We start from the raw sequence: 24,379 nt of genomic DNA, 5'->3' as shown, positions 1-24,379 counted from the left end.
GGTGGGTCCGGGCGGCTAAGGTCGGGTCCATGGCTTCGGGAGACGACATGGACCGCGACCAGGACAGGGGCGGCCCGAGCGGGGACGGCGAGCACGAGGGCGGCGCGGACGGGCAGGGGCGCGGGGACGCCGCTCCGGCGGCGGCCGCCGTCGATCCCCGGGTCGCCGCCGCCGTGGCCGCCGCTGCGGCGGCCGGTCCGGGCGCGGGCGAGACTGTGCGGATCGACAGCTGGATCTGGGCCGTCCGCCTGGTCAAGACCCGCTCCGTCGGCGCCACCGCCTGCCGGGGCGGCCATGTCCGGGTGAACGGCGAGCGGGTCAAGCCCGCGTACTCCGTCCGCGTCGGCGACGAGGTGCGGCTGCGCGGCGAGGGCCGGGAGCGGATCGTCGTGGTCACCCGGCTGATCCGCAAGCGGGTCGGCGCGCCCGTGGCCGTCCAGTGCTACGTCGACAACTCCCCGCCGCCCCCGCCCCGGGAGGCCGTCGCGCCCGCCGGGGTGCGCGACCGCGGAGCCGGACGGCCGACCAAGCGCGACCGCCGGGAGCTGGAGCGGCTGCGCGACCTGGGCACCCTGGACGGTCCGAGCGGTCCGCAGGGCCGTCCGCGCGGCCACTGACCACCGACCGTCACGCCGCCCCGCCCCGGCCGCAATCCCGGGGGGCCGCCGTACTCCCCGCACCACCGCACCGGCGTACTCCTCACACCGTCGCGCCGGCATACTCCCCGCACCGCCGCGCCGCCGCAGCGCGAAGAGTACGTTGGCAGGGAGAAGTGGTGAGCGGCGATGCGTACGGGCAGCGAACCGACGACCGCGCGCAGTGCTCTGCGGGCGCGGTTCTGGCTGTGCCTGTGGGGGCTGGCCTGGGCGATGTTCGGCGTGGCCGTGTTCGTGCTGGTCGGGCGGCCGGGGTGGGCGGCGGCCTGCGGTGTGCTGTGGCTGGTGATCGCGGTCGACTTCGCGGTCGTCGTCCGTCATCTGCGCCAGGGTCCGCACTACCAGCCGGGCCGTGACGTCCCCCCGTACCGGCCCCCCGACTGAGGGTTCCCCCGGAAGCGGACTGTCGGATCAGGTGTCGAACTTGGCCCGTTGCAGGTACTCCGGGTTGGGGTCCAGCGCGGCGGCCAGCCGGAAGTGGCGCTTGGCCTGGTCGGGACGGCCCTGCCGCTCGTAGGTGCGGGCGAGCGCGAAGTGCGCGTACGCGTTGTCCGGCTCCCGCTCCAGGACGATGGTGAACTCCAGCTCGGCCGGTCTCAGTTGCGCGGCGGCGAAGAAGGCGCGGGCGCGCAGCAGCCGGGCGGCCGTGTTCTCGGGGTGCGCGGCGATGACGCCGTCGAGCAGCTTCACCGCGCCCCGTGGATCCCGCGCGGCGAGCAGGTGTTCGGCGGCGCGGAAGTCGATGACATGCGTCTCCGGAGTACGTCCGGGGGAACCGCTGGTCTCGGGCACGGCTGAGTCCTTCCCTTGCTGGAAGGGTCCAACGCCCCGACCGGGCAACCGTATTCCGGCGGACGCGGGCCGTGCGGGGGCGCGCGGGCTACTCCCGGTCGCCGGCCGGTGCGCTGTGCGCCCTGTCGGTCAGCTGCGCCCAGACCTCGCGCACCCGGTCCTGCAACCGTTCCAGCGGTACGTCGTTGTCGATGACGATGTCGGCGATCTCCAGGCGCTGTTCGCGCGTCGCCTGTGCGGCCATGCGCGCGCGGGCGTCCTCCTCGGTCATGCCGCGCAGCCGTACGAGCCGGTCGAGCTGGGTCTCGGGGCGGGCGTCCACCACGATCACGAGGTCGTAGAGGGGGGCCAGGCCGTTCTCGGTGAGGAGCGGGACGTCGTGGACGACGACGGCGTCCTCGGCGGCGGCCTCCTCCAGTTCGCGCGAGCGGGCCCCCACCAGGGGGTGCACGATCGCGTTGAGGACCGCGAGCCGCTCCGGGTCGGCGAAGACCACGGCACCCAGCCGGGGGCGGTCCAGACTGCCGTCGGCGGCGAGCACCGCGGGGCCGAAGGCGTCGGCCACGGCGGCCAGTCCCGGTGTGCCCGGGGCGACCACCTCGCGCGCGATGTGGTCGGCGTCGATCAGCACCGCCCCGCACTCCACGAGCAGCCGTGACACCTCGCTCTTACCGGCTCCGATGCCCCCGGTCAGGCCCACCTTCAGCATGGCGGCAGCTTAGGGCCTGGCGCGGGCGGCGCGGGCGCCGGGCCCGGCGGGGGCGGTCAGTTCTCGCCCTCCCGTTCGGCCAGGAACCGTTCGAACTCCCGGCCGATCTCGTCCGCCGAGGGGATCTCCACGGGCTCGGCGAGCATGTTGCCGCGGGTCTCCGCTCCGGCGGCCGCGTCGTACTGGTGCTCAAGGCCCTGGACCAGGGAGGTCAGCTCCTCGTCGCCCTCCCGGATCTGCCGGTCGATCTCGGTCTGGGTGCGGTGGGCGTCGTTGCGCAGGGAGTGGGCGAGGCCCGGCAGGACCAGCCCGGTGGCGGCCGTGATGGCCTCCAGCACGGTCAGGGCCGCGTCCGGGTACGGGGAGCGGGCGATGTAGTGCGGGACGTGCGCGGCGACGCCCAGGACGTCGTGCCCGGCCTCCATGAGCCGGTACTCCAGCAGGGCGGCGGCGCTGCCGGGCACCTCGGCCTCCTCGAAGGGGCTGCGGTGGCCGGGGACGAGGTCGCTGCGGTTGCCGTGCGGGGTCAGGCCGACCGGGCGGGTGTGCGGGACGCCCATGGGGATGCCGTGGAAGGACACGGCGAGGCGTACGCCCAGCCGCTCCACGATCTCCCGCACGGCCGCCGCGAAGCGCTCCCACTCGACGTCCGGCTCCGGACCGGACAGCAGCAGGAACGGCGCGCCGGTGGCGTCCTGGACGAGGCGCACCTCGATGGAGGGCTCCTCGTACGCGCTCCAGCGGTCGCGCTTGAAGGTCAGCAGCGGCCGGCGGGCGCGGTAGTCCACGAGCCGGTCGTGGTCGAAGCGGGCCACGACCTGGTGGGGCAGGGAGTCGAGCAGCCCGCCGGCGATCAGGTCGCCGGTCTCCCCCGCGTCGATGTAGCCGTCGAAGTGGTAGAGCATGACCAGGCCGGCCGACTCCTGCGCGAGCGCCATGTCGACGACCGCCAGGCCCTTCGGCTCCCATGTGTACAAACCCTGCGGATCAAGCACTGTGATCGCCCCTCCTCGTGTTCATCGGTTCACAACGAGGAGCGGGGCGCGGGCATTCCCCGCCGCCGCGTGCCGTCGCGCGACTCCAGGCGCGCCACACCGGCACTCTTGACGCGCTCATGCCTCTCTCTTACGGTCCCGGAGCGGTCCGCGGTTCATGTGACCGCCCTCGGTTCAGGTACGCGAACCCGCGCTGCTCGGTACCGCCCGCACCCGCCCGTCTTCGTGACCACAGGAAGGCTCCCCCATGCGCCGACGTTCCCGCACGTTGCTCACCTCCCTGCTCACCGTCACCGCGGCCCTCGCCGCCCCGCTCCTCGGCGCCCCGGGCGCGCGGGCGGCCGCCCCGGTGGTCGAGGTCTCCACCGCGGCCCAGCTGAAGACGGCGCTGTCCGCGGCGGCCCCGGGCGACACGATCCACCTCGCCGACGGCACGTACACCGGCAACTTCAAGGCCACCCGCGCGGCCACGTCCGGCGCCCGCATCACCCTGACCGGCTCGGCCGGGGCCGTGCTCACCGCGGGCGGCGGCTACGGGCTGCACCTGAACGGCGCGTCGTACTGGACGGTCAGCGGGCTGACCGTCACCGGCGGCCAGAAGGGCATCATGATCGACGCTGCGCGGGGCGTGATCGTGGACGGTGTGACCGTGCACGACCTCGACATGGAGGGCGTCCACTTCCGGAACTCCAGCACGGACGGCGTCATCCGGAACTCCCGGATCTACGACACCGGGCACGACGGGCGGGGCATGGGCGAGGGCGTCTACGTCGGCACCGCCAACACGCTCTCGGACCGCAGCGACAACATCCAGATCCTGGGCAACACCATCGGGCCCGGTGTCGGGGGCGAGAACGTCGACATCAAGGAGGGCACCACCGGCGCCCGGATCGTCGGGAACACGTTCGACGGCAGCGGCCTCACCGGAGCCAACTACGACGACTCCTGGGTCGATGTGAAGGGCAACGGCGTCCTGGTCCAGGACAACACCGGTACCCGTACCACGAACGACGGCTACCAGACCCACACCCAGCAGTCCGGCTGGGGCTGCGGCACCGTGTTCCGTGGCAACAGGTCGACCCTGACGGGTGCGACCGGCTCGACCCGGCTGGCCGTCGACGTCACCGGCCGGAGCGCGAGCTGCCCGACCACCGTCTACGACAGCAACACGGTGACTGGCGGGAAGGGCCTGACGAACATCGAGGTGACGCCGACGCCCTGAGGACGGGCACCGCCGGGCACCGGCCGGTTCTCCGCGCACACAAGGCCGCGGCCCGTACCTCCACACAGGGGGTACGGGCCGCGGTCGTGCGCTACTGCGGGTGCCTGACGGCGAGCGGTCAGCTCTGGCCGCCGGCCAGCTTCTCGCGCAGGGCAGCCAGCGCCTCGTCCGAAGCCAGCGCACCGGAGGTGTCGCCGCCCTCGGAGGAGTACGAGCCGCCACCGCCGGACGCGGCCGGAGCCCCACCCGCGGTGTCGCCACCCTCGGCAGCGGCCTTCTCGTCCGCCTCGCGGGACTTGATGACCTGCGCCTGGTGCTGCTCGAAGCGCGTCTGCGCCTCGGCGTACTGGCGCTCCCACTCCTCGCGCTGCTTCTCGTAGCCCTCGAGCCAGTCGTTGGTCTCGGGGTCGAAGCCCTCGGGGTAGATGTAGTTGCCCTGGTCGTCGTAGGACGCGGCCATGCCGTACAGGGTCGGGTCGAACTCGACCGCCGACGGGTCGGCACCGAAGGACTCGTTGGCCTGCTTCAGCGAGAGGCTGATGCGACGGCGCTCGAGGTCGATGTCGATGACCTTGACGAAGATCTCGTCGTTGACCTGGACGACCTGCTCCGGGATCTCCACGTGGCGCTCGGCCAGCTCGGAGATGTGGACCAGACCCTCGATGCCCTCGTCCACGCGGACGAACGCACCGAACGGCACCAGCTTCGTGACCTTGCCGGGCACGACCTGGCCGATCTGGTGGGTGCGGGCGAACTGCTGCCACGGGTCTTCCTGGGTCGCCTTCAGCGACAGGGAGACGCGCTCGCGGTCCATGTCGACGTCCAGGACCTCGACCGTGACCTCCTGGCCGACCTCGACGACCTCGGAGGGGTGGTCGATGTGCTTCCAGGACAGCTCGGAGACGTGGACCAGACCGTCGACGCCACCCAGGTCCACGAAGGCACCGAAGTTGACGATCGAGGAGACCACGCCGGAGCGGACCTGACCCTTCTGGAGGGTCGTGAGGAACGTCTGGCGGACCTCGGACTGGGTCTGCTCCAGCCAGGCACGGCGGGACAGGACCACGTTGTTGCGGTTCTTGTCCAGCTCGATGATCTTCGCCTCGAGCTCCTTGCCCACGTAGGGCTGGAGGTCGCGGACGCGGCGCATCTCGACCAGGGAGGCCGGGAGGAAGCCGCGGAGGCCGATGTCGAGGATGAGACCACCCTTGACGACCTCGATGACGGTACCGGTGACGATGCCGTCCTCTTCCTTGATCTTCTCGATGGTGCCCCAGGCACGCTCGTACTGGGCGCGCTTCTTCGAGAGGATCAGGCGGCCTTCCTTGTCCTCCTTCTGGAGAACAAGGGCCTCGATCTCGTCACCGACGGCGACGACCTCGTTCGGGTCGACGTCGTGCTTGATCGAGAGCTCGCGGCTCGGGATGACACCTTCGGTCTTGTAACCGATGTCGAGCAGGACCTCGTCCCGGTCGACCTTCACGATGACGCCGTCGACGATGTCGCCGTCGTTGAAGTACTTGATCGTCTCGTCGATCGCGGCGAGGAATGCTTCCTCGTTACCGATGTCGTTGACCGCTACCTGCGGGGTGGTGGCGGTGGTCTCGGTGCTGCTCGTCATGTGGGAAAGGGCTCCGGTACGGACATTGAAGTCGTAGGTACTGCTTACGCCGGGAGCCCGTTTCGCTCTGCCGAAGCCGGACAGCCAAGGAAGCGCCACACAAAACCGCTGGTGGCGCCTCGAGAACCGAGGGGACATACAACAGATGCGAGCGCAGCCTGCTCCGTCTGAGGCGCGCAGGCCCGCAGCGCAACTTGTAGCATACGGGGGCAGCCGGGCAGGGTCAATGCGCGAAGTCGCACACCCGGGGCGAACACCGCATTCCCGGCACAGGAACCGTCCTCCGGGGTCGTACCGGCACCGGAACGCCCTCGGCGGCGCGCGCCACGGGGGCGCACGGAAGAGCCCGCAGACTAGTACGAGGGAGCCGATCATCCAAGAGTCCGAACTGTGCGAGCCCGAGGCCACCCGACGCGCGGCCGGTGTCGCCGAGAGCGCCCGCGCCAACCGCGGCTGGTGGGACCGGAACGCCGACGAGTACCAGGTCGAGCACGGCACGTTCCTCGGCGACGAGCGCTTCGTGTGGTGTCCGGAGGGGCTGGACGAGGTGGAGGCGGAACTCCTCGGTCCGCCCGAGGACCTGAAGGGCAGGGACGTCCTGGAGATCGGCGCCGGCGCGGCCCAGTGCTCGCGCTGGCTGGCCGGACAGGGCGCGCGTCCGGTCGCCCTCGACCTCTCCCACCGCCAGCTCCAGCACGCGCTGCGCATCGGCGGACCGTTCCCCCTGGTGTGCGCGGACGCCGCCGTGCTCCCCTTCGCGGACGGCTCGTTCGACCTGGCCTGCTCGGCGTACGGGGCGCTGCCCTTCGTCGCCGACCCGCGGCTGGTGCTGCGGGAGGTGCGCCGGGTGCTGCGGCCGGGCGGGCGGTTCGTCTTCTCGGTGACGCACCCCGTCCGGTGGGCGTTCGCCGACGAGCCCGGCCCGGAGGGTCTGTCGGTGTCCGCCTCCTACTTCGACCGCACGCCCTACGTGGAGCAGGACGAGGAGGGCGGCGCGGTCTACGTCGAGCACCACCGCACCCTGGGCGACCGGGTCCGCGACGTGGTCACGTCCGGGTTCCGCCTGGTGGACCTGGTCGAACCGGAGTGGCCCGACTGGAACACCTCCGAGTGGGGCGGCTGGTCCCCGCTGCGCGGGCACCTCATCCCGGGGACGGCGATCTTCGTCTGCGAGCGGGACTGACCCCGGCCCGGACACGGACCCCGATTCCCGTCCGCCCTCCACGCGCGCGTGGAGGGCGTTCCCGTACCCGTACGACACTGGGGGCGTGATCCGTGACGACGCCCTGGCCGCGCTTCCCGTGCGCGCGGCCCTCCCCGCCCTGAACGACGCGCTCGACGGGCACGGCAGTGCCGTCCTGGTGGCCCCGCCCGGCACCGGCAAGACCACGCTGGTGCCGCTCGCCCTGGCCGGGCTGACCGGCGGGGGCCCGGCCCGGCGGGTGGTCGTGGCCGAGCCGCGGCGGATCGCGGCGCGCGCCGCGGCCCGGCGGATGGCCTGGCTGCTGGGCGAACGGCCCGGCGAGAGCATCGGCCACACCGTCCGCGGGGAACGCGTCGTCGGGCCGCGCACGCGCGTGGAGGTCGTCACCACCGGTGTGCTGCTCCAGCGCCTCCAGCGCGACCAGGAACTGGCCGGTACGGACGCGGTGGTCCTCGACGAGTGCCACGAGCGGCATCTGGACGCGGACACGGCCGCCGCGTTCCTGTGCGACGTACGGGAGGCGCTGCGGCCGGAGCTGCGGCTCGTGGCCGCTTCGGCGACCACGGACGCCGGGGGCTGGGCGCGGCTGCTGGGCGGGGCACCGGTGGTCGAGGCGGCCGGCGTGTCGTACCCGGTGGAGGTGGTGTGGGCGCCGCCCGCGCGCCCGGTGCGGCCGCCGCACGGCATGCGGGTGGATCCCGCGCTGCTCGCGCACGTGGGCTCGGTGGTGCGGCGGGCGCTGGCCGAGCGGACCGGTGACGTGCTGTGCTTCCTGCCGGGCGCGGGCGAGATCGCCCGGGTGGCGGGCGCGCTCGGGGATCTGGCGGGCACGGACGTGCTCCAGGTGCACGGACGGGCCCCGGCGGCCGTGCAGGACGCGGTGCTGGCGCCCGGGACGCGGCGGCGGGTGGTGCTCGCCACGTCGGTCGCGGAGTCCTCGCTGACGGTGCCCGGCGTCAGGGTCGTGGTGGACGCGGGGCTCGCCCGGGAGCCGCGGGTGGACCACGCGCGCGGGCTGAGCGCGCTGACGACGGTACGGGCCTCGCAGGCGGCCGGACGGCAGCGGGCGGGCCGGGCCGGGCGGGAGGCGCCGGGCACGGTGTACCGGTGCTGGACCGAGGCCGAGGACGGCCGCCTGCCGCGGTTCCCGGCGCCGGAGATCAAGGTGGCCGACCTCACCGCGTTCGCTCTTCAGGCGGCCTGCTGGGGCGACCCGGACGCCTCCGGGCTCGCCCTGCTCGATCCGCCGCCCGCCGGGGCGATGGCGGCGGCGCGGGAGGTCCTGACCGCCGTGGGCGCGGTCGGTCCGGACGGGCGCGCCACGGAGCGCGGTGCGCGGCTGGCCCGGCTCGGCGTGCATCCCCGGCTCGGACGGGCCCTGCTCGACGCGGGCGCCGGTGGTGCGGCCGAGCGGGCCGCGGAGGTGGTCGCGCTGCTCAGCGAGGAGGTGCCCCGGGAGTACGGCGACGATCTCGCGGCCGCGCTGCGCGCCGCCCGGCGCGGCGGCGACCCGTACGCGGGGCGGTGGCGCACGGAGGTGCGGCGGCTGCGGGCCGCGGCGAAGGGGTCCGCGGCGCCCGCCCCGGAAGGACGAGCCGCGGAGTCCTCCGGCGGGCGCCGGGAGGAGGACGTGGCCGGGCTGGTCGCCGCGCTGGCCTTCCCCGAGCGGGTGGCGCGGCTGGACGGCGGTTCGTACCTGATGGTCTCCGGCACCCGGGCGGAGCCGGCCGAGGGGTCCGCGCTGCGCGGGTCGCCGTGGCTCGCCGTCGCGGTCGCCGACCGGCCGCTGGGCCGGGGGCACGCGCGCGTGCAGCTCGCCGCGGCCGTCGACGAGGACACCGCCCGGTGGGCGGCCGGGGCGCTGCACGAGGAGCGGGAGGAGGTCGGCTGGACCGGCGGGGACGTCGTCGCGCGGCGCGTCGAACGGCTGGGGGCGGTGGAACTGAGGGCGCGTCCCCTCTCCGACCCCGATCCCGCGCTCGTGCGCGAGGCGCTGCTCCAGGGACTGCGCCAGGAGGGCTGGGGGCTGCTGCGCTGGTCGCCGGGGGCCGAGGCGCTGCGGCGGCGGCTCGCCTTCCTGCACCGGCGGCTCGGCGCGCCCTGGCCCGATGTGGGCGACGACGCCCTGCACGCGCGCGTGGAGGAGTGGCTGGAGCCGGAACTCGGCCGCGCCCGCCGCCGCGCGGACCTCGCGCGGATCGACGCCGGGCAGGCGCTGTCCCGGCTGCTGCCGTGGGCCTCGGGGGAGGCGGCCCGCCTGGACGAACTGGCCCCGGAGCGGATCACCGTGCCCAGCGGGTCGGCCGTCCGGGTCGACTACGGCGATCCCGAGCGGCCGGTGCTCGCGGTGAAGCTCCAGGAGATGTTCGGGCTGGACGCCTCGCCCGCCGTGGCCGGGGTGCCGGTCCTCGTGCACCTGCTCTCCCCCGCCGGCCGTCCCGTCGCCGTCACCGCCGACCTCGCGTCCTTGTGGCGGGACGGCTACAAGGGCGTACGGGCTGAGCTGCGCGGGCGGTATCCGAAGCACCCCTGGCCCGAGGACCCGGCGGCCGCCGAGCCGACCCGGCACACCAACGCCCGGCTGCGGCGCTGACCCGGCGGCCGGTCCGGGGCCGCACGCGCCGGGGCGCCCGCTCCCGCGCGGGTGCGGGAGCGGGCGCCCCGGCGCTGTGCCGGTGCCGCCGGGCGGCCTACGAGCCGGTGGACGGAGATGCCGACGGGGATCCGGACGGGGAGGGGGACGTGGACGGGGACCCGGACGGGTCCGGTGACGGTTCGGCGGTGCCGTCCGCCGCGACCTTCAGCTCCACGGTCAGGGTCGCGCCACCGGTGGTGGTGATGCGGAGCAGGAAGGTGCCGGTGGTGTCGTCCGCGTACAGCTTGGGCAGTTTGATCAGGCCCTTGCCGTCGGTCGTGAGGTCCTTCAGGGTGCGTACGGGCTTGTCGTCGTCGCCCTTGAAGTAGGGGCCCTTGTCGTTCTCGGTGCCGTCCTCGGCGGACGTGACCAGGGTGGCGGTGGCCGCGACCCGGTCCGCGACGGCGCCCTTGTAGGTGGCCTTGACCTCGACCTGGTCGGCGAAGGTGCCGCCGGGCGTGCAGAGCAGCGGTGTGTCGCCGGTGCGGACGAGCTTGTCGGCGGCGCGCGCGGTGACCGTGGCCCGGTAGTCGACGGCGGAGACCGTACGGCCCACCAGCAGGGCCCGCACGGTGAAGGAGCCCGTCTTCTCACCGGCCTGGAGCGCGGGTGCGACGGCCAGACCGGAGGCGTCGGTGACGACCGTGGCGGCCTTCTCGCCCCCCGCGAAGGCGGCGTCGGTGTCACCGTTGATCACGAACCGGATCCTGACCTTGGCGACCGCCTTGCCGGCCTTGGTCTCGGCGCGGGCGCCGATCTTCCGCGCGAAGGTGTCACCGGCCCGCGCCGTCAGCTCGCCCGTGCCCGCGTCCGCGTCCTTCAGGTGGTCCACGGTGTCGGTGGGCGTGGGGGGCTTGGTGGGGGGCGTCGGCGGCTTGGTGGGCGGCTCGGTCGGGGAGCCGCCGCCCGGCTTGCCGGGCTTGCTCGGGGTGCTCGGCTTGCCCGGCTCGGCCGGTGTGCCCGGCGTGCCGGACTTCCCGGGGCCGGTCGTCGGCGCGGTCGGCTGCCAGGGGACCGTGGGCGAGGTTCCGGGGTGCGTGCCGGGGGTGCCGCCGCCGCTGCTGTGGCTCGGCAGCTGGCCGGTGCCGTCCGGCACGGAGTGGGTGCCCTTGCGGTAGTACTCCAGCCAGGACAGGACGGTGTTCAGGTACTCCTGCGAGTGGTTGTAGCTGAGGATCGCGCTGTTCAGGTCCGCCTGGTCCGACAGGTCCCAGCCGTTGCGGCACAGGTAGTGCGCGGTGGCCAGGGCGGCGTCGTAAATGTTGTTGGGGTCCTTCTTGCCGTCACCGTTGCCGTCCCGGCCCGCCCATGCCCAGGTGGAGGGGATGAACTGCATGGGGCCGACCGCGCGGTCGTAGGTGCTGTCCCCGTCGTAGACGCCGTGGTCGGTGTCGCTGATGTGCGCGAAGCCGCTGCCGTTGAGGACGGGACCGAGGATCGGGGTGAGCGTCGTGCCCTGCGCGTCCACCTGGCCGCCGCGGGCCTGGCCGGACTCGACCCGGCCGATCGCGGCGAGCAGTTGCCAGGGCAGGTTGCAGCCGGGCTTGGCGGTCCGTAGCTCGGACTCGGCCTTCTTGTAGGCGTCGAGCACGGTGGCGGGTATGCCCGCCTCGGCCGGGCCGCCGACGGCGGAGGTGCCGCTCCCCGTGCCGGTACCGGTGCCGGTGGCGGGCTCGGGGCTCTTCAGCGGCGGCAGGTCCGTGTAGTACTGCGTGTCACCGGTCGCGGTGTCACCGGCGCCCGCGGGGGTGTCGGGGGCGGAGGACGCACCGGCCGCCGCCTGTCTGCCGTCGTCGCCGGCCGTCACACCGGGAGCCTCCGAAGCGGAGAGCGCCGCGACCGCGACCGCGGCCACAGCGGTGGTCGCCGCCCCTTTGTACAGCCTCCTGCCGAAATGCGCCGCCATGGAGTGAACCCCTCCCGTGAACGCCCGAGCGTCCCTCTGTTCCTGTGTGTTCGCCCTGTTGTGACGGTTGACCCGCGGTACTGGTTGCCCTTGTGGAGCCTTCCGGATGCACGACCCAGGTGACCCTACGACAACTTCCTTTGTGTCGGGAGCGGTTCGTGCCCGGTTTGCTCCGGTTGGCCACCTTCGGCCGCACGAGGACGCGGAACCGACGTGTCCGGTTCTCCCTCCCGCATACTGGACGTGTCGGTCATCCGGGCCGCCCGGTCCGGTCAACACGCCTTGTGCGAGGTTCCGTTGCCGTTCACTCCGAGCCACGCGGCCGCCGTCCTGCCCGCGGTGCGCGGGGACGGCACGGGCCGGTGGCGGCTGGTGCCGGTGGTGCTCGTCGCGGGTTCCTCCGCACCGGACGCGACCTACTACGCGGCGAACGCGCTGCCCTCGGCGATGGGGTTCGGCGCCTTCACCCACTCCCTGCCGGGCGTCGTGACGGTGGACGTGGCGACGGCCTGGCTCCTGGCCGGGCTGTGGCTCCTGGCCCGTGAGCCCCTGGTGGCGCTGCTCCCCCGGAGTGTCCAGGGGCGGCCCGCGGCACTGCTGCGGTGCGGTGCTCCACGCGCGCGCGTGGAGCCCTCCTCGGTGGCGCGCTGGTACCTCTCCGCGGCCGTGGGCGCGCTGACCCATGTGGTCTGGGACGCCTTCACCCACCACGACCGGTGGGGCGTACGGGTGTTCCCGGTGCTGGACCACCGGGTCTGGGGCGCGCCGGGCCACCGGTACCTCCAGTACGGCGGCTCGGCGGTGGCGGCGCTCGCGATCACCGGATTCGTCGTCCACGCGCTGCGGCGGGCGGTGGCCGTCGAGCCCGCCGGGGCCGGGGTTCCGGTGCTGCCGACCCGGGACCGGTGGTGGGGCCTGGCCCTGATCGGCGGCTGCGCGGCGGCCGGGACGGTGCAGCGGGTCGCCCGGTCGCGGGCCGGGGACGGGAGGGGCGGGGGCCTGTTCGACCTGATCCCCACCGTGTGCTTCGGCGCGGGCGCCGGGCTGGTGGCGGGGGTGACGGCGTACGCGGTGGTGGTGCGGGTGCGCCACCGGCACAGGGTCGCCGCCGAGGGCGGGGGCGCGGGCGTGGGGAGCAGCGGCGGGGGTGAGGGCGTGGGCCGGCCCCAGCCGGGTGCGGGAGACGACGGCGGGCGTCGGCAGGACGGCGGCCTACGGATTCGGTGAGGCGGCCCGGCCTTCGGGGAGCCGGGCCCTGGTTCCGGCCTGGTTCCGGCCTGGTTCCGGCCTGGTTCCGGCCTGGTTCCGGCCTGGTTCCGGCCTGGTTCCGGTCTCGGTCCCGGGCGGTCACCGCCGCTCAGTGCCTTCCGAAGGCTGTCCCGGCCCGGCTACCGGTCGCCGTGGCCCGGACCGTTGCGGCGGCTCTGGTGGTCCTGCGGGGACGGGTGAGGCGACGGGCGGTCCGTGCGATCGGGACGAGCCGGGCGGTCGGGACGGTCCCTGCGGTCTGTACGGTCTGTACGGTCCGTACGGTCCGGGCGGTTCTTACGGTCCCGGCGGTCGGGGCGGTCGGGGCGGGCCTCGCGTGGTGCCGGGCCGCTCGGGCGGCGGGGCACGGCCGGGGAGGCCGCGACGAAGACGGTGAGGGTGCGGGTGGGGACGGGGCGCGGCACCCGGGCGAGCAGGAGCGCCGCGTAGCCACGCGTCAGATCCGCCCACAGCCGCCAGGGAAGCCGCGCGCCGGGGGTGAACCGGCGGCGCAGGTCCCACGCGGCCCGCCGGAGGGTGACCGCGAGGTCGGTCGGGACGCGGGCGGTGCTCGCGGTCGACGCGAGGGCCGGAACCGGCGGGGGCGACGCGGCCGGGGCCGCGCCGACGGCTGTCTGGGATACCGCCGGCCGGTGGTTGAGCATGCGTATACCCATGCCCAGATCCTGTCGGGCGAGGATGGCCGGTGCGTCTTCGCGGGGGCCACGTGAGTGATGTACACGCAGTCGCCGCAGGTCACGGCAGGTCCGGGCGTCTCCGGTCGACCCGGCGACCGGGCGGCCCGGCGGCGCACGCGGACGGGTCCGGTGGACGGCTCATGAAGCCGTCCGCCGGACCCGTCCCGGCCGGGCCGTACGCGGGGCCCGGCGGCCGTCAGTGCGCCGCGGACTCCCAGTCCGGCCCCACGCCCACCGAGACGTCCAGGGGCGCCCTGAGCCGGACCGCGCCGGCCATCTCGCGGCGGACGATCTCCTCCACGGCCGCGCGCTCGCCGGGGGCGATCTCCAGCACGATCTCGTCGTGGACCTGAAGCAGCATCCGGGACCTCAGCCCGGCCTCGGCCAGCGCCCGGTCCACATGCAGCATGGCGATCTTGACGATGTCGGCCGCCGTGCCCTGGATCGGCGCGTTGAGGGCCATCCGCTCGGCCATCTCGCGGCGCTGGCGGTTGTCGCTGTTGAGGTCGGGGAGGTAGCGGCGGCGGCCGAACAGAGTCTCGGTGTAGCCGGTGGCGCGGGCCTCGTCCACCACCCGGTGCAGATAGTCCCGTACGCCGCCGAACCGCTCGAAGTAGGCGTCCATCAGGGCGCGGGCCTCGCCCGCCTCGATGTTCAGCTGCTGGGAGAGGCCGAAGGCCGACAGGCCGTACGCCAGACCGTAGGACATGGCCTTGATCTTGCGGCGCATCTCCGCGTCCACCGCCGAGCGCTCGACGGCGAAGACCTGCGAGGCCGCGGTGGTGTGCAGATCCTCACCGGAGGTGAACGCCTCGATCAGGCCCGCGTCCTCGGACAGATGGGCCATGACGCGCAGCTCGATCTGGCTGTAGTCGGCGGTCATCAGCGACTCGAAGCCCTCGCCGACCACGAAGCCGCGGCGGATGGCCCGGCCCTCGTCGGTGCGCACGGGGATGTTCTGGAGGTTCGGGTCGGTCGAGGAGAGGCGGCCGGTCGCGGCGACCGTCTGGTTGAAGGTGGTGTGGATGCGGCCGTCCGCGGCGACCGTCTTGATCAGGCCCTCGACGGTCACCCGGAGCTTGGCCTGCTCGCGGTGGCGGAGCATGATCACCGGCAGCTCGTTGTCCGTCTGGCCCGCCAGCCAGGCCAGGGCGTCGGCGTCGGTGGTGTAGCCGGTCTTGGTCTTCTTGGTCTTCGGCAGGGCCAGCTCGCCGAAGAGGACCTCCTGGAGCTGCTTGGGCGAGCCGAGGTTGAACTCGTGCCCGGCCGCGGCGTGCGCCTCCTTCACGGCCTGCTGCACCGCGCCGGCGAAGGTCTGCTCCATCGCCTCCAGATGGGTGCGGTCGGCGGCGATGCCGTGCCGCTCCATGCGGGCGAGCAGTGCGGAGGTGGGCAGCTCCATGTCGCGCAGCAGGTCCGCGGCGCCGACCTCCTGGAGGCGGTCCCCGAAGGCCGTGCCGAGGTCGAGGACGGCACGGGCCTGGATCATCAGGGCCTCGGCCTCGGCGGCGTCGTCCGCGCCGAAGGCGAGCTGGCCGTCGGCCGCAGCGGCCGGTGCCAGCTCGCGATGCAGGTACTCCAGGGACAGCGCGTCCAGGTCGAAGGAGCGGCGTCCTGGCTTCACCAGATAGGCGGCGAGCGCGGTGTCCATGGCGACGCCCGCGACGCTCCAGCCGTGCTCGGCGAAGACCCGCATGGCGCCCTTGGCGTTGTGGAACACCTTGGTCCGGCCCGTGTCGGCCAGCCAGCCCGCGAACGCCTGCTCGTCGGCCTCGTCGAGCTGCGTCGGGTCGAACCAGGCGGCGGCCCCGCCGTCGGCGGCCAGCGCGACCTCGGCCACCGAGCCGGTGCCCAGCGCCCAGGTGTCGACCGTGGCGACGCCCAGGGTCCGGCCGCCGTGCTCGGCCAGCCAGCCGGCCAGCTCGCCGGTGCCCAGCACCGCGCCGTCCAGCTCCACGCCCTCCGTCGCGACCGGCGTGGTCTCGGCCTCCTCGGCGCCCGGGTCGACGGCGAAGAGCCGCTCGCGCAGCGACGGGTTGCGGATCTCCAGGGTGTCCAGGACCATCGCGACGGCCTTGCGGTCGTAGGCGGCCCTGGCCAGCTCGGCGACGCCCTTCGGCAGCTCGACGCCGCGCTCCAGCTCGGTGAGGCGGCGGTTGAGCTTGACGGCCTCCAGGTGGTCGCGCAGATTCTGCCCGGCCTTGCCCTTGACCTCCTCGACGCGCTCGACCAGCTCGGCGAACGAGCCGAACTGGTTGATCCACTTCGCGGCCGTCTTCTCGCCCACGCCCGGGATGCCCGGCAGGTTGTCCGAGGGGTCGCCGCGCAGCGCCGCGAAGTCGGGGTACTGGGCGGGCGTCAATCCGTACTTCTCGAAGACCTTCTCCGGGGTGAACCGGGTCAGCTCGGAGACGCCCTTGGTGGGGTAGAGCACGGTGGTGTGCTCGGAGACCAGCTGGAAGGAGTCGCGGTCGCCGGTGACGATCAGCACGTCGAAGCCCGCGGCCTCGGCCTGGGTGGCGAGGGTGGCGATGATGTCGTCCGCCTCGAACCCCTCGACGGCGAAGCGGGAGGCGTGCATCGCGTCGAGCAGCTCGCCGATCAGCTCCACCTGCCCCTTGAACTCGTCGGGGGTCTTGGAGCGGTTCGCCTTGTACTCCGTGAACTCCTCGGAGCGCCAGGTCTTGCGGGAGACGTCGAACGCCACCGCGAAGTGCGTGGGCGCCTCGTCACGCAGGGTGTTGGCCAGCATCGACGCGAAGCCGTAGATCGCGTTCGTCGGCTGGCCCGTCGCGGTGGTGAAGTTCTCCGCGGGCAGCGCGAAGAACGCGCGGTAGGCCAGCGAGTGCCCGTCCATGAGCATCAGCCGCGGACGGGTGCCGCCGGGGTCGGTCTCGGTCTTCTTCGATGCTGTCTCTGCCACGTCCCCGATCCTGCCACGTGCCACTGACAGCCGGACGCCACCCGCGCTGTGCCCGGCCGCCAGGACCCCGACGGCCCCGGCACCCGGCCCCCGCACCCGGCCCCCGGTCCGCGCTGCTCCCCGGCCGGCGGCATTGTCACCGCCTCGTGCGAGGATCGGAGAGGGTCCGGTCCGGGGCCCGGGGCGCGATCTCGCGGCACCGGCCGGGGAAAGCAGCACCGGCGCAGCACAGGCAGTACCGGCAGCACAGGCAGCACAGGCAGCACCCACGCAGTCGCCAGTCGAAGGAGAGCGTCCGATGGCCACCAAGCCGCCCAAGGGTGATCCGGTCCAGGACGCGCCGCAGGTGGACGGGCCCGAGCACGCGGCGGCGGGACTGCCCGCCGTCCGGCACTCGCTGCGCATGGCCCGGCAGCAGATGGGAGTCAAGCGCACCGCGCTGACCCTGCTGCGGGTCAACCAGAAGGACGGCTTCGACTGTCCGGGCTGCGCCTGGCCCGAGCCGGAGCACCGGCACACGGCGGAGTTCTGCGAGAACGGCGCGAAGGCGGTCGCCGAGGAGGCGACCCTGCGCCGGGTCACCCCGGAGTTCTTCGCCGCCCACCCCGTGTCGGACCTGGCCGGCCGCAGCGGCTACTGGCTGGGGCAGCAGGGGCGGCTGACCCACCCCATGTATCTGCCGGAGGGCGCCGACCACTACGAGCCGGTCACCTGGGAGCGCGCCTTCGGCATCGTCGCCGAGGAGATCGCCGCGCTCTCCTCCCCCGACGAGGCCGTCTTCTACACCTCCGGCCGCACCAGCAACGAGGCCGCGTTCCTCTACCAGCTGTTCGCGCGGGAGCTGGGCACCAACAACCTGCCCGACTGCTCGAACATGTGCCACGAGTCGTCCGGTTCGGCCCTGTCGGAGACGATCGGCGTCGGCAAGGGCAGCGTCCTGCTGGAGGACCTCCACCAGGCCGATCTGATCATCGTGGCCGGCCAGAATCCGGGGACGAACCATCCGCGCATGCTCTCCGCGCTGGAGAAGGCCAAGGCGAACGGCGCGAAGATCATCAGCGTCAATCCGCTGCCCGAGGCCGGTCTGGAGCGCTTCAAGAACCCGCAGACACCGAAGGGCCTGGCCGCCGGTGCCGCGCTCACGGATCTGTTCCTCCAGATCCGCATCGGCGGCGACCAGGCGCTCTTCCGCCTCCTCAACCGGCTGATCCTTGAGACCCCGGGCGCCGTGGACGAGCTGTTCGTCCGCGAGCACACGCACGGCTACGAGGAGTTCGCGGCCGCCGCCCGCGCCGCCGACTGGGACCGGACGCTCGCCGCGACCGGCCTCGGTCGCGCGGAGATCGAGCGCGCCCTGGACATGGTGCTCGCCTCCCGGCGCGTCATCGTGTGCTGGGCGATGGGCCTGACCCAGCACAAGCACTCGGTGCCGACCATCCGCGAGGTGGTCAACTTCCTGCTGCTGCGCGGCAACATCGGGCGCACGGGCGCGGGCGTGTGCCCGGTGCGCGGCCACTCCAACGTGCAGGGCGACCGCACGATGGGCATCTTCGAGCGTCCCGCCCCGGCCTTCCTGGACGCCCTGGAGAAGGAGTTCGGCTTCGCGCCGCCGCGCGAGCACGGCTACGACGTCGTCCGGGCGATCCGCGCCCTGCGCGACGGCGAGGCGAAGGTGTTCTTCGCCATGGGCGGCAACTTCGTCTCCGCCTCGCCCGACACCGAGGTCACCGAGGCGGCCATGCGCCGGGCCCGGCTGACCGTGCACGTGTCGACCAAGCTCAACCGCTCGCACGTCGTCACGGGCGCGCGCGCCCTGATCCTGCCCACGCTCGGCCGCACCGAGCGCGATGTGCGGGGCGGCGGCGAGCAGTTCGTCACCGTCGAGGACTCGATGGGCATGGTGCACGCCTCCCGGGGCCGGCTGGCGCCCGCGAGCCCGGTGCTGCTGTCGGAGCCGGCCATCGTGTCCCGGCTGGCCCGTCGGGTGCTGGGCGAGGACAGCGTGGTGCCGTGGGAGGAGTTCGAGCGGGACTACGGCGCGATCCGCGACCGGATCGCGCGGGTGGTCCCCGGCTTCGAGGACTTCAACGCGCGCGTGGCCCGCCCCGGCGGCTTCGCGTTGCCGCACGCCCCGCGCGACGAGCGCCGCTTCCCGACCGCGACCGGCAAGGCCAACTTCACGGCCGCCCCGGTGGAGTTCCCCGAGTTGCCCGAGGGGCGGCTGCTGCTCCAGACGCTGCGCTCGCACGACCAGTACAACACCACGATCTACGGCCTGGACGACCGCTACCGGGGCATCCGGAACGGCCGCCGGGTGGTGCTCGTCCACCCCGAGGACGCGCGGCGGCTCGGGGTGGCCGACGGCTCGTACGTCGACCTGGTCGGCGAGTGGAAGGACGGTGTGGAGCGGCGGGCGAGCGGCTTCCGGGTGGTGCACTACCCGACCGCGCGCGGCTGCGCGGCCTCGTACTACCCGGAGACGAACGTCCTGGTGCCCCTGGACGCCACCGCGGACACCAGCAACACCCCGGCCAGCAAGTCCGTCGTGGTGCGTCTGGAACAATCGGCGACCGACTGAGCGTCCGCTCAGTGGCGTAGTGCCGACCGACGACGAACGGAGCCGGGCCCATGGGCGAGCAGCAGCACGTGAAGTTCCCTCAGGAGGTCATCGACGAGTACGCCGCCCTCGGCATCGACCTGCCCGCCCTGTTCTCCGCCGGCGACCTCGGGAACCGGATGGGCGTGCGGATCACCGAGGCGTCGGCCGAGCGTGTCGTCGGCACCATGCCGGTGGAGGGCAACACCCAGCCGTACGGGCTGCTGCACGGCGGCGCCTCCGCCGTCCTCGCCGAGACCCTGGGCTCGGTGGGCGCGATGCTGCACGGCGGCAGTTCCAGGATCGCCGTGGGGGTCGACCTGAACTGCACGCATCACCGCGGGGCGCGTTCGGGCGCGGTCACCGGTGTGGCCACGCCGCTGCACCGGGGACGCTCGACGGCCACGTACGAGATCGTGATCAGTGACGAGCAGGGGCGGCGGGTGTGCAGCGCGCGGCTCACCTGTCTGCTGCGCGAGGCGCGGCCGGCGGGCGCGGACGGCGCACGGGCCGCCGCCACAAACTGACCCGCGCGGGCAGGGGGCGGTCCGGTCGCGTGCCGGGCCGCCCCCTGCGGCATTCCCGGACACCGTGACGCACCACGTGCATCACGAACACCACCGGCCCCATCAGCCCCAACGCGCCGTTTACCGCGCAGGGCGGGACATCCCGGCGTATCGCACTCCAGATATCCGTATTCATGCCTTCCCGGCCGTCGCTGAATGCGATCTTCCATTTTTCTGCGTAACACTGCGTAACACAGAAGCAATACGAAGGCTCTGATTCCTCTTCGCGGACACCCCCCGGCATGATCTTTCCGGGGCCTCGCGGCGCGCTCGCGGCCCGCTCCGCCGCCGCCCCGCCGACGGCCAACCGGAAGTGCGCATTCTCAGAATGCGGACCGGACGGGAATTCCACCAAACCGGCCGAGAGCGACCTTCCGAGAAGCCCCTGAACCGGAACGGCATAACAAGAAAGTCACAAGCCAGTCCACCACCATGCCCATGGCCACACCCCAGGCTTAGAGTCACGGCCAGTCACCGCTCCACCGGGAGTTCGGTACCAGCGCGGCCTGTGCCACCCCCACACCGGGCGGACATGCCTGCGGAAAGGACTGATTGTGCGACAGCGTTCCCTGGTGATACTCACCTCCGTCCTCACGACCGGAGCTCTGGCCCTCACCGCGTGCGGCTCCCGCGGAGGCGACGACAAGGGCGGCGACGACAAGGGCGGCACCACGGTCGTCATCGGTGTCGACGCCCCGCTGACGGGACAGAACTCCGCCACCGGCCTCGGCATCCAGTCCGGCGTCGAGATCGCGGTCAAGGACGCCAACGAGAAGAAGCTCGTCCCCGGCGTCACCTTCAAGGTCGTCGCCCTCGACGACAAGGCCCTGCCGCCGACCGGCCAGCAGAACGCCTCCCAGCTGGTCGCCAACAAGGACGTCCTCGGCGTCGTCGGCCCGCTCAACTCCGGTGTCGCGCAGACCATGCAGAAGGTCTTCGCCTCCGCCAACCTGGCCGAGATCTCCCCGTCCAACACCGCGCCCGAGCTGACGCAGGGCAAGGACTGGGTCTCCGGCAACAAGGTCCGCCCCTTCAAGACGTACTTCCGCACCGCCATCACCGACGAGGTGCAGGGCGGCTTCGCGGCCGACTACGTCTTCAAGACCCTCAAGAAGAAGAAGGTCTTCGTCGTCGACGACAAGCAGACCTACGGAGCGGGTCTGGCCGGGATCTTCGGCAAGAAGTTCAAGGAGCAGGGCGGCACCGTCGCCGGCACCGACCACATCAACGTCGGTGACAAGGACTTCTCCACCCTCGTCACCAAGATCAAGAACTCGGGCGCCGAACTCCTCTACTACGGCGGCCAGTACGACGAGTCGCAGGTCCTCACCAAGCAGCTCAAGGACGCCGGTGCCAAGATCCCGCTGATGGGCGGCGACGGCATGTTCACCCCGACCTACATCCAGACCGCCGGCAAGGCGGCCGAGGGCGACTTCGTCACCTCCGTCGGCGTCCCCGTCGACACCCTGCCCGCCGCCAAGGAGTTCATCGACAAGTACAAGTCCGGTGGCTACAAGGGCGACTACGGCACCTACGGCGGCTACTCCTACGACGCCGCCACCGCCATCATCAAGGCCGTCGGCAACGTCGTGAAGGACGGCAAGGTCCCCTCCGACGCCCGCCAGCAGGTCGTCGACCAGCTCCAGAAGATCGACTTCGAGGGCATCGCAGGACCGGTCGGCTTCGACCAGTACGGCGACACCAAGAACAAGCAGCTCACCCTGTACCAAGTCACCAACGGTGCGTGGAAGTCCGTCAAGACCGGTACGTACAACGCAAGCTGATCCAGCTTCAGTACGGACGACACCAGGGCCGCGCGGCCACGACGACCCGTCACCGCGCGGCCCGACCTCTCTCCCCCGTCACTCTCCGCACCCACATGGAGGCCTTGCGGTGCACACCCTGCCGCAACAGCTGGCCAACGGGCTGATTCTCGGCTCGATGTACGGGCTGATCGCCATCGGCTACACGATGGTGTACGGCATCGTCCAGCTCATCAACTTCGCCCACGGCGAGATCTTCATGACCGGCGGCTTCGGCGCCCTCTCCGTCTATCTCGTCCTGCCCGACGGCACATCCATGTGGATCGCCCTCCCCCTCATGCTGATCGGCGGCGGCCTGGTGGCCGTGCTCATCGCGGTGGGAGCGGAACGATTCGCCTACCGGCCGCTCAGAGGCGCCCCACGCCTCGCCCCCCTCATCACCGCCATCGGCCTCTCCCTCGCCCTCCAGCAGGCCGTCTTCAACTGGTACCCGCACGCCGACAACGCCCGCAAATTCCCCCAGCTGCCCGGCGGCCCGTTCAACATCACCGACAGCCTCAAGATCCAGTCCGGTGAACTCTTCGTCCTCATAGCCGCCCCCCTCTGCATGGGCGCCCTCGCCTTCTTCGTCCGCACCTCCCGCACCGGCCGCGCCATGCAGGCCACCGCCCAGGACCCGGACACCGCCCAGCTCATGGGCATCGACACCAACCGCATCATCGTCATCGCCTTCGCCATCGGCGGCTTCTTCGCCGCCGTCGCCGGCATCGCCTGGGGCTTCCGCGTCGGCAGCGTCAACTACGACATGGGCTTCGTCGCCGGACTCAAGGCCTTCACCGCCGCCGTCCTCGGCGGCATCGGCAACATCTACGGCGCCATGCTCGGCGGCATCGTCCTCGGCCTCGCCGAAGGACTCGCCACCGCCTACATCGCCGACATCCCCGGCATGGACCAGTTCGGCGGCCAGGGCTGGGCCTCCGTATGGGCCTTCGTCCTGCTCATCCTCGTCCTCCTCTTCAGGCCACAGGGCCTGCTCGGCGAACGCGTCGCGGACAGGGCGTGAGCACCATGACCGACACCACCCGCCCCGACCGGGGCACCCCGCTCATCCCGCTGCCGCACGGCGCCGCCCGGCTGCTCACCACCGTCGGCGCCGTCGCCACCATCGCCAGCACCATGCTCGCCTGGACCTGGACCGCCGAATTCCCCGGCGACCTCACCGTCACCGCCTACCCGGCAGGACTCCAGCTCCTCACCCTCACCGGCGGCATCCTCACCCTCCTGTACGCCCTCACCCTCTGGGACGTACGCGGACTGCGCTGGCTCAACCCCGCCCGCACCACCGCCCCCGTCTTCCTCACCGCCCTGGCCGCCTTCGCCGTCACCTGGTACACGATCCTCGCGATCGCCATCGAACTCGGCGGCCTCGCCAACCTCGAACCCGGCGGCTACGTCGCCGCCGTCGCCTCACTGCTGCCCGTCATCGGCGCCCTCGCCCTGCCGCGCCCCGGCGACACCTGGAAGTCGTACTTCGCCAAGGCCGACGACATCCCCCGCCCCGCCCCGCTGCCCGCCTGGGCCGAACGCGTCGCCATCACCCTCGCGCTCGCCCTCGGACTCGTCGTCTTCACCTACGGCATCAGCACCCCCGACGACGAGTACGGCGAGACCTTCAGCGGCTTCGGACTCCTCGTCGTCTTCTCCGCCTGGGCCCTCTTCAGCGCCGGACTCACCGACCGCTTCTCCGCGCTCAACGCCCGCCACAAGGGATTCGCCACCTCCATGGCCTTCCTCGCCGCGGCGATCTTCCCCTTCACCCAGACCGAGGACCACAACGCCAACATCGGCGTCAACATCCTCATCTTCGCCACCGTCGCGCTCGGCCTGAACATCGTTGTCGGACTCACCGGCCTGCTCGACCTCGGCTACGTCGCCTTCCTCGGCGTCGGCGCCTACGCCGCGGCCCTCGTCTCCGGCTCCGAGTACTCCCGCTTCTCCGGCACCCAACTCCCCTTCTGGGGAGCCGTCCTCGTCGGCATGGGAGCCTCCCTCGTCTTCGGCGTCCTCATCGGCGCCCCCACCCTGCGGCTGCGCGGCGACTACCTCGCCATCGTCACCCTCGGCTTCGGAGAGATCTTCCGCATCGCCGTCAACAACCTCGACGGCTCCTCCGGACCCGACATCACCAACGGCCCCAACGGCATCGCCAACATCCCCGACCTGGAGATGTTCGGCTTCAACTTCGGCGACCCGCACGACATCGGCTCCTTCACCCTGGGCCGCTTCGCCAACTACTTCCTGCTGATGCTGATCTTCACGGCCATCGTCGTCCTGGTCTTCACCCGCGCCGCCGACTCCCGCATCGGCCGCTCCTGGGTCGCCATCCGCGAGGACGAGACCGCCGCCACCGCCATGGGCATCAACGGCTTCCGCGTCAAGCTCATCGCCTTCGCCCTCGGCGCCGCGCTCGCCGGACTCGCCGGCACCGTCAGCGCCCACGTCAGCTACTCCGTCGTCCCCACGCCCTACCAGTTCGCCGGCGCCGCCCCGCCCAACTCCGCGTTCCTGCTGGCCGCCGTCGTCCTCGGCGGCATGGGCACCGTCAGCGGCCCCCTCCTCGGCGCCAGCATGCTCTACCTCATCCCCGAGAAGCTCCAGTTCCTCAAGAACTACGAACTCCTCGCCTTCGGCCTCGCCCTCGTCCTCCTCATGCGGTTCCGGCCGGAGGGCATCATCGCCAACCGCCGCCGCCAGCTGGAGTTCCACGAGACCGGACAACTCGACGTACCCGAACAGAAGACGCTCCCCGAAGACCCGGCCGTCACCAAGGCAGGGGCGTGAGGAC

General features: G+C 72.6%; 18 protein-coding genes. 11 read left to right on the top strand and 7 right to left on the bottom strand.

Annotated elements, in window-relative coordinates; translation table 11 throughout:
• The first annotated feature begins 29 nt into the window (after positions 1–29).
• Positions 30–617, top strand: coding sequence for an RNA-binding S4 domain-containing protein (locus B086_RS0116720; protein ID WP_026252498.1), 588 nt, complete (start codon positions 30–32; stop codon positions 615–617).
• Between the two features lie 168 nt (positions 618–785).
• On the top strand, positions 786–1,040 hold the full coding sequence (locus B086_RS0116715) for a DUF6343 family protein (protein WP_018567571.1): 255 nt from the start codon (positions 786–788) through the stop codon (positions 1,038–1,040).
• 27 nt (positions 1,041–1,067) lie between these two features.
• Here B086_RS0116715 and B086_RS0116710 read toward each other — a convergent pair whose 3' ends face one another.
• The 3 genes from B086_RS0116710 to B086_RS0116700 all read right to left on the bottom strand — a co-directional run bounded on the left by B086_RS0116710 (position 1,068) and on the right by B086_RS0116700 (position 3,152).
• Positions 1,068–1,448, bottom strand: a complete 381-nt coding sequence (locus B086_RS0116710; protein WP_018567570.1) for a tetratricopeptide repeat protein — start codon at positions 1,446–1,448, stop codon at positions 1,068–1,070.
• 88 nt (positions 1,449–1,536) lie between these two features.
• A complete protein-coding gene (gene coaE / locus B086_RS0116705) occupies positions 1,537–2,157 on the bottom strand; it encodes a dephospho-CoA kinase (protein ID WP_018567569.1) in 621 nt (206 codons plus the stop codon).
• Between the two features lie 56 nt (positions 2,158–2,213).
• Positions 2,214–3,152, bottom strand: a complete 939-nt coding sequence (locus tag B086_RS0116700; protein WP_026252497.1) for a PAC2 family protein — start codon at positions 3,150–3,152, stop codon at positions 2,214–2,216.
• Positions 3,153–3,399: 247 nt separating this feature from the next.
• On the opposite strand from B086_RS0116700, the gene B086_RS0116695 reads away from it, so the two are divergent.
• Entirely contained in the window at positions 3,400–4,374 is a 975-nt protein-coding gene (locus tag B086_RS0116695; protein WP_037873582.1) for a right-handed parallel beta-helix repeat-containing protein, read from the top strand.
• Positions 4,375–4,492: 118 nt separating this feature from the next.
• Here B086_RS0116695 and rpsA read toward each other — a convergent pair whose 3' ends face one another.
• Positions 4,493–5,995 carry a 30S ribosomal protein S1 gene (rpsA, locus tag B086_RS0116690; protein WP_018567566.1) on the bottom strand — a complete coding sequence of 501 codons (1,503 nt, stop codon included), beginning with the start codon at positions 5,993–5,995 and terminating at the stop codon, positions 4,493–4,495.
• A gap of 226 nt (positions 5,996–6,221) precedes the next feature.
• Between rpsA and B086_RS0116685 the strand changes: the two genes are divergently transcribed.
• Both B086_RS0116685 and hrpB read left to right on the top strand, forming a co-directional pair.
• Positions 6,222–7,178, top strand: a complete 957-nt coding sequence (locus B086_RS0116685; protein WP_018567565.1) for a class I SAM-dependent methyltransferase — start codon at positions 6,222–6,224, stop codon at positions 7,176–7,178.
• Positions 7,179–7,263: 85 nt separating this feature from the next.
• Entirely contained in the window at positions 7,264–9,792 is a 2,529-nt protein-coding gene (gene hrpB / locus B086_RS0116680; RefSeq protein ID WP_018567564.1) for an ATP-dependent helicase HrpB, read from the top strand.
• 97 nt (positions 9,793–9,889) lie between these two features.
• On the opposite strand, the gene B086_RS0116675 is transcribed toward hrpB, so the two are convergent.
• The gene (locus B086_RS0116675) at positions 9,890–11,740 is read right to left on the bottom strand and encodes a lytic transglycosylase domain-containing protein (RefSeq protein ID WP_026252494.1); all 1,851 of its coding nucleotides are present in this window, start codon (positions 11,738–11,740) and stop codon (positions 9,890–9,892) included.
• Positions 11,741–12,037: 297 nt separating this feature from the next.
• Between B086_RS0116675 and B086_RS0116670 the strand changes: the two genes are divergently transcribed.
• The gene (locus B086_RS0116670; RefSeq protein ID WP_018567562.1) at positions 12,038–12,967 is read left to right on the top strand and encodes a DUF4184 family protein; all 930 of its coding nucleotides are present in this window, start codon (positions 12,038–12,040) and stop codon (positions 12,965–12,967) included.
• A 161-nt stretch (positions 12,968–13,128) separates the two neighbouring features.
• Here the strand turns inward: B086_RS0116670 and B086_RS45470 are convergent, their stop codons facing one another.
• A complete protein-coding gene (locus tag B086_RS45470; RefSeq protein WP_234029321.1) occupies positions 13,129–13,665 on the bottom strand; it encodes a hypothetical protein in 537 nt (178 codons plus the stop codon).
• Positions 13,666–13,882: 217 nt separating this feature from the next.
• Positions 13,883–16,609, bottom strand: coding sequence for a DNA polymerase I (gene polA, locus B086_RS0116660; protein ID WP_018567561.1), 2,727 nt, complete (start codon positions 16,607–16,609; stop codon positions 13,883–13,885).
• A gap of 298 nt (positions 16,610–16,907) precedes the next feature.
• On the opposite strand from polA, the gene B086_RS0116655 reads away from it, so the two are divergent.
• The 5 genes from B086_RS0116655 (at position 16,908) to B086_RS0116635 (ending at position 24,375) form a co-directional block, all read left to right on the top strand.
• A complete protein-coding gene (locus B086_RS0116655; RefSeq protein WP_018567560.1) occupies positions 16,908–19,187 on the top strand; it encodes an FdhF/YdeP family oxidoreductase in 2,280 nt (759 codons plus the stop codon).
• Positions 19,188–19,237: 50 nt separating this feature from the next.
• Complete coding sequence (locus tag B086_RS0116650; RefSeq protein WP_018567559.1) at positions 19,238–19,732, top strand: PaaI family thioesterase; 495 nt, start codon at positions 19,238–19,240, stop codon at positions 19,730–19,732.
• A gap of 593 nt (positions 19,733–20,325) precedes the next feature.
• Positions 20,326–21,555, top strand: coding sequence for a branched-chain amino acid ABC transporter substrate-binding protein (locus B086_RS0116645; RefSeq protein WP_018567558.1), 1,230 nt, complete (start codon positions 20,326–20,328; stop codon positions 21,553–21,555).
• 109 nt (positions 21,556–21,664) lie between these two features.
• Positions 21,665–22,597 carry a branched-chain amino acid ABC transporter permease gene (locus tag B086_RS0116640; protein ID WP_018567557.1) on the top strand — a complete coding sequence of 311 codons (933 nt, stop codon included), beginning with the start codon at positions 21,665–21,667 and terminating at the stop codon, positions 22,595–22,597.
• Between the two features lie 5 nt (positions 22,598–22,602).
• Positions 22,603–24,375 carry a branched-chain amino acid ABC transporter permease gene (locus B086_RS0116635; RefSeq protein ID WP_037873622.1) on the top strand — a complete coding sequence of 591 codons (1,773 nt, stop codon included), beginning with the start codon at positions 22,603–22,605 and terminating at the stop codon, positions 24,373–24,375.
• Positions 24,376–24,379 lie beyond the last annotated feature (4 nt).

The sequence above is a fragment of the Streptomyces sp. PsTaAH-124 genome, assembly GCF_000373685.1.
Classification (GTDB): domain Bacteria; phylum Actinomycetota; class Actinomycetes; order Streptomycetales; family Streptomycetaceae; genus Streptomyces; species Streptomyces andamanensis.
Note: the sequence above shows the minus strand (reverse complement) of the source record. Positions and strands in the feature narration are given on the sequence as shown.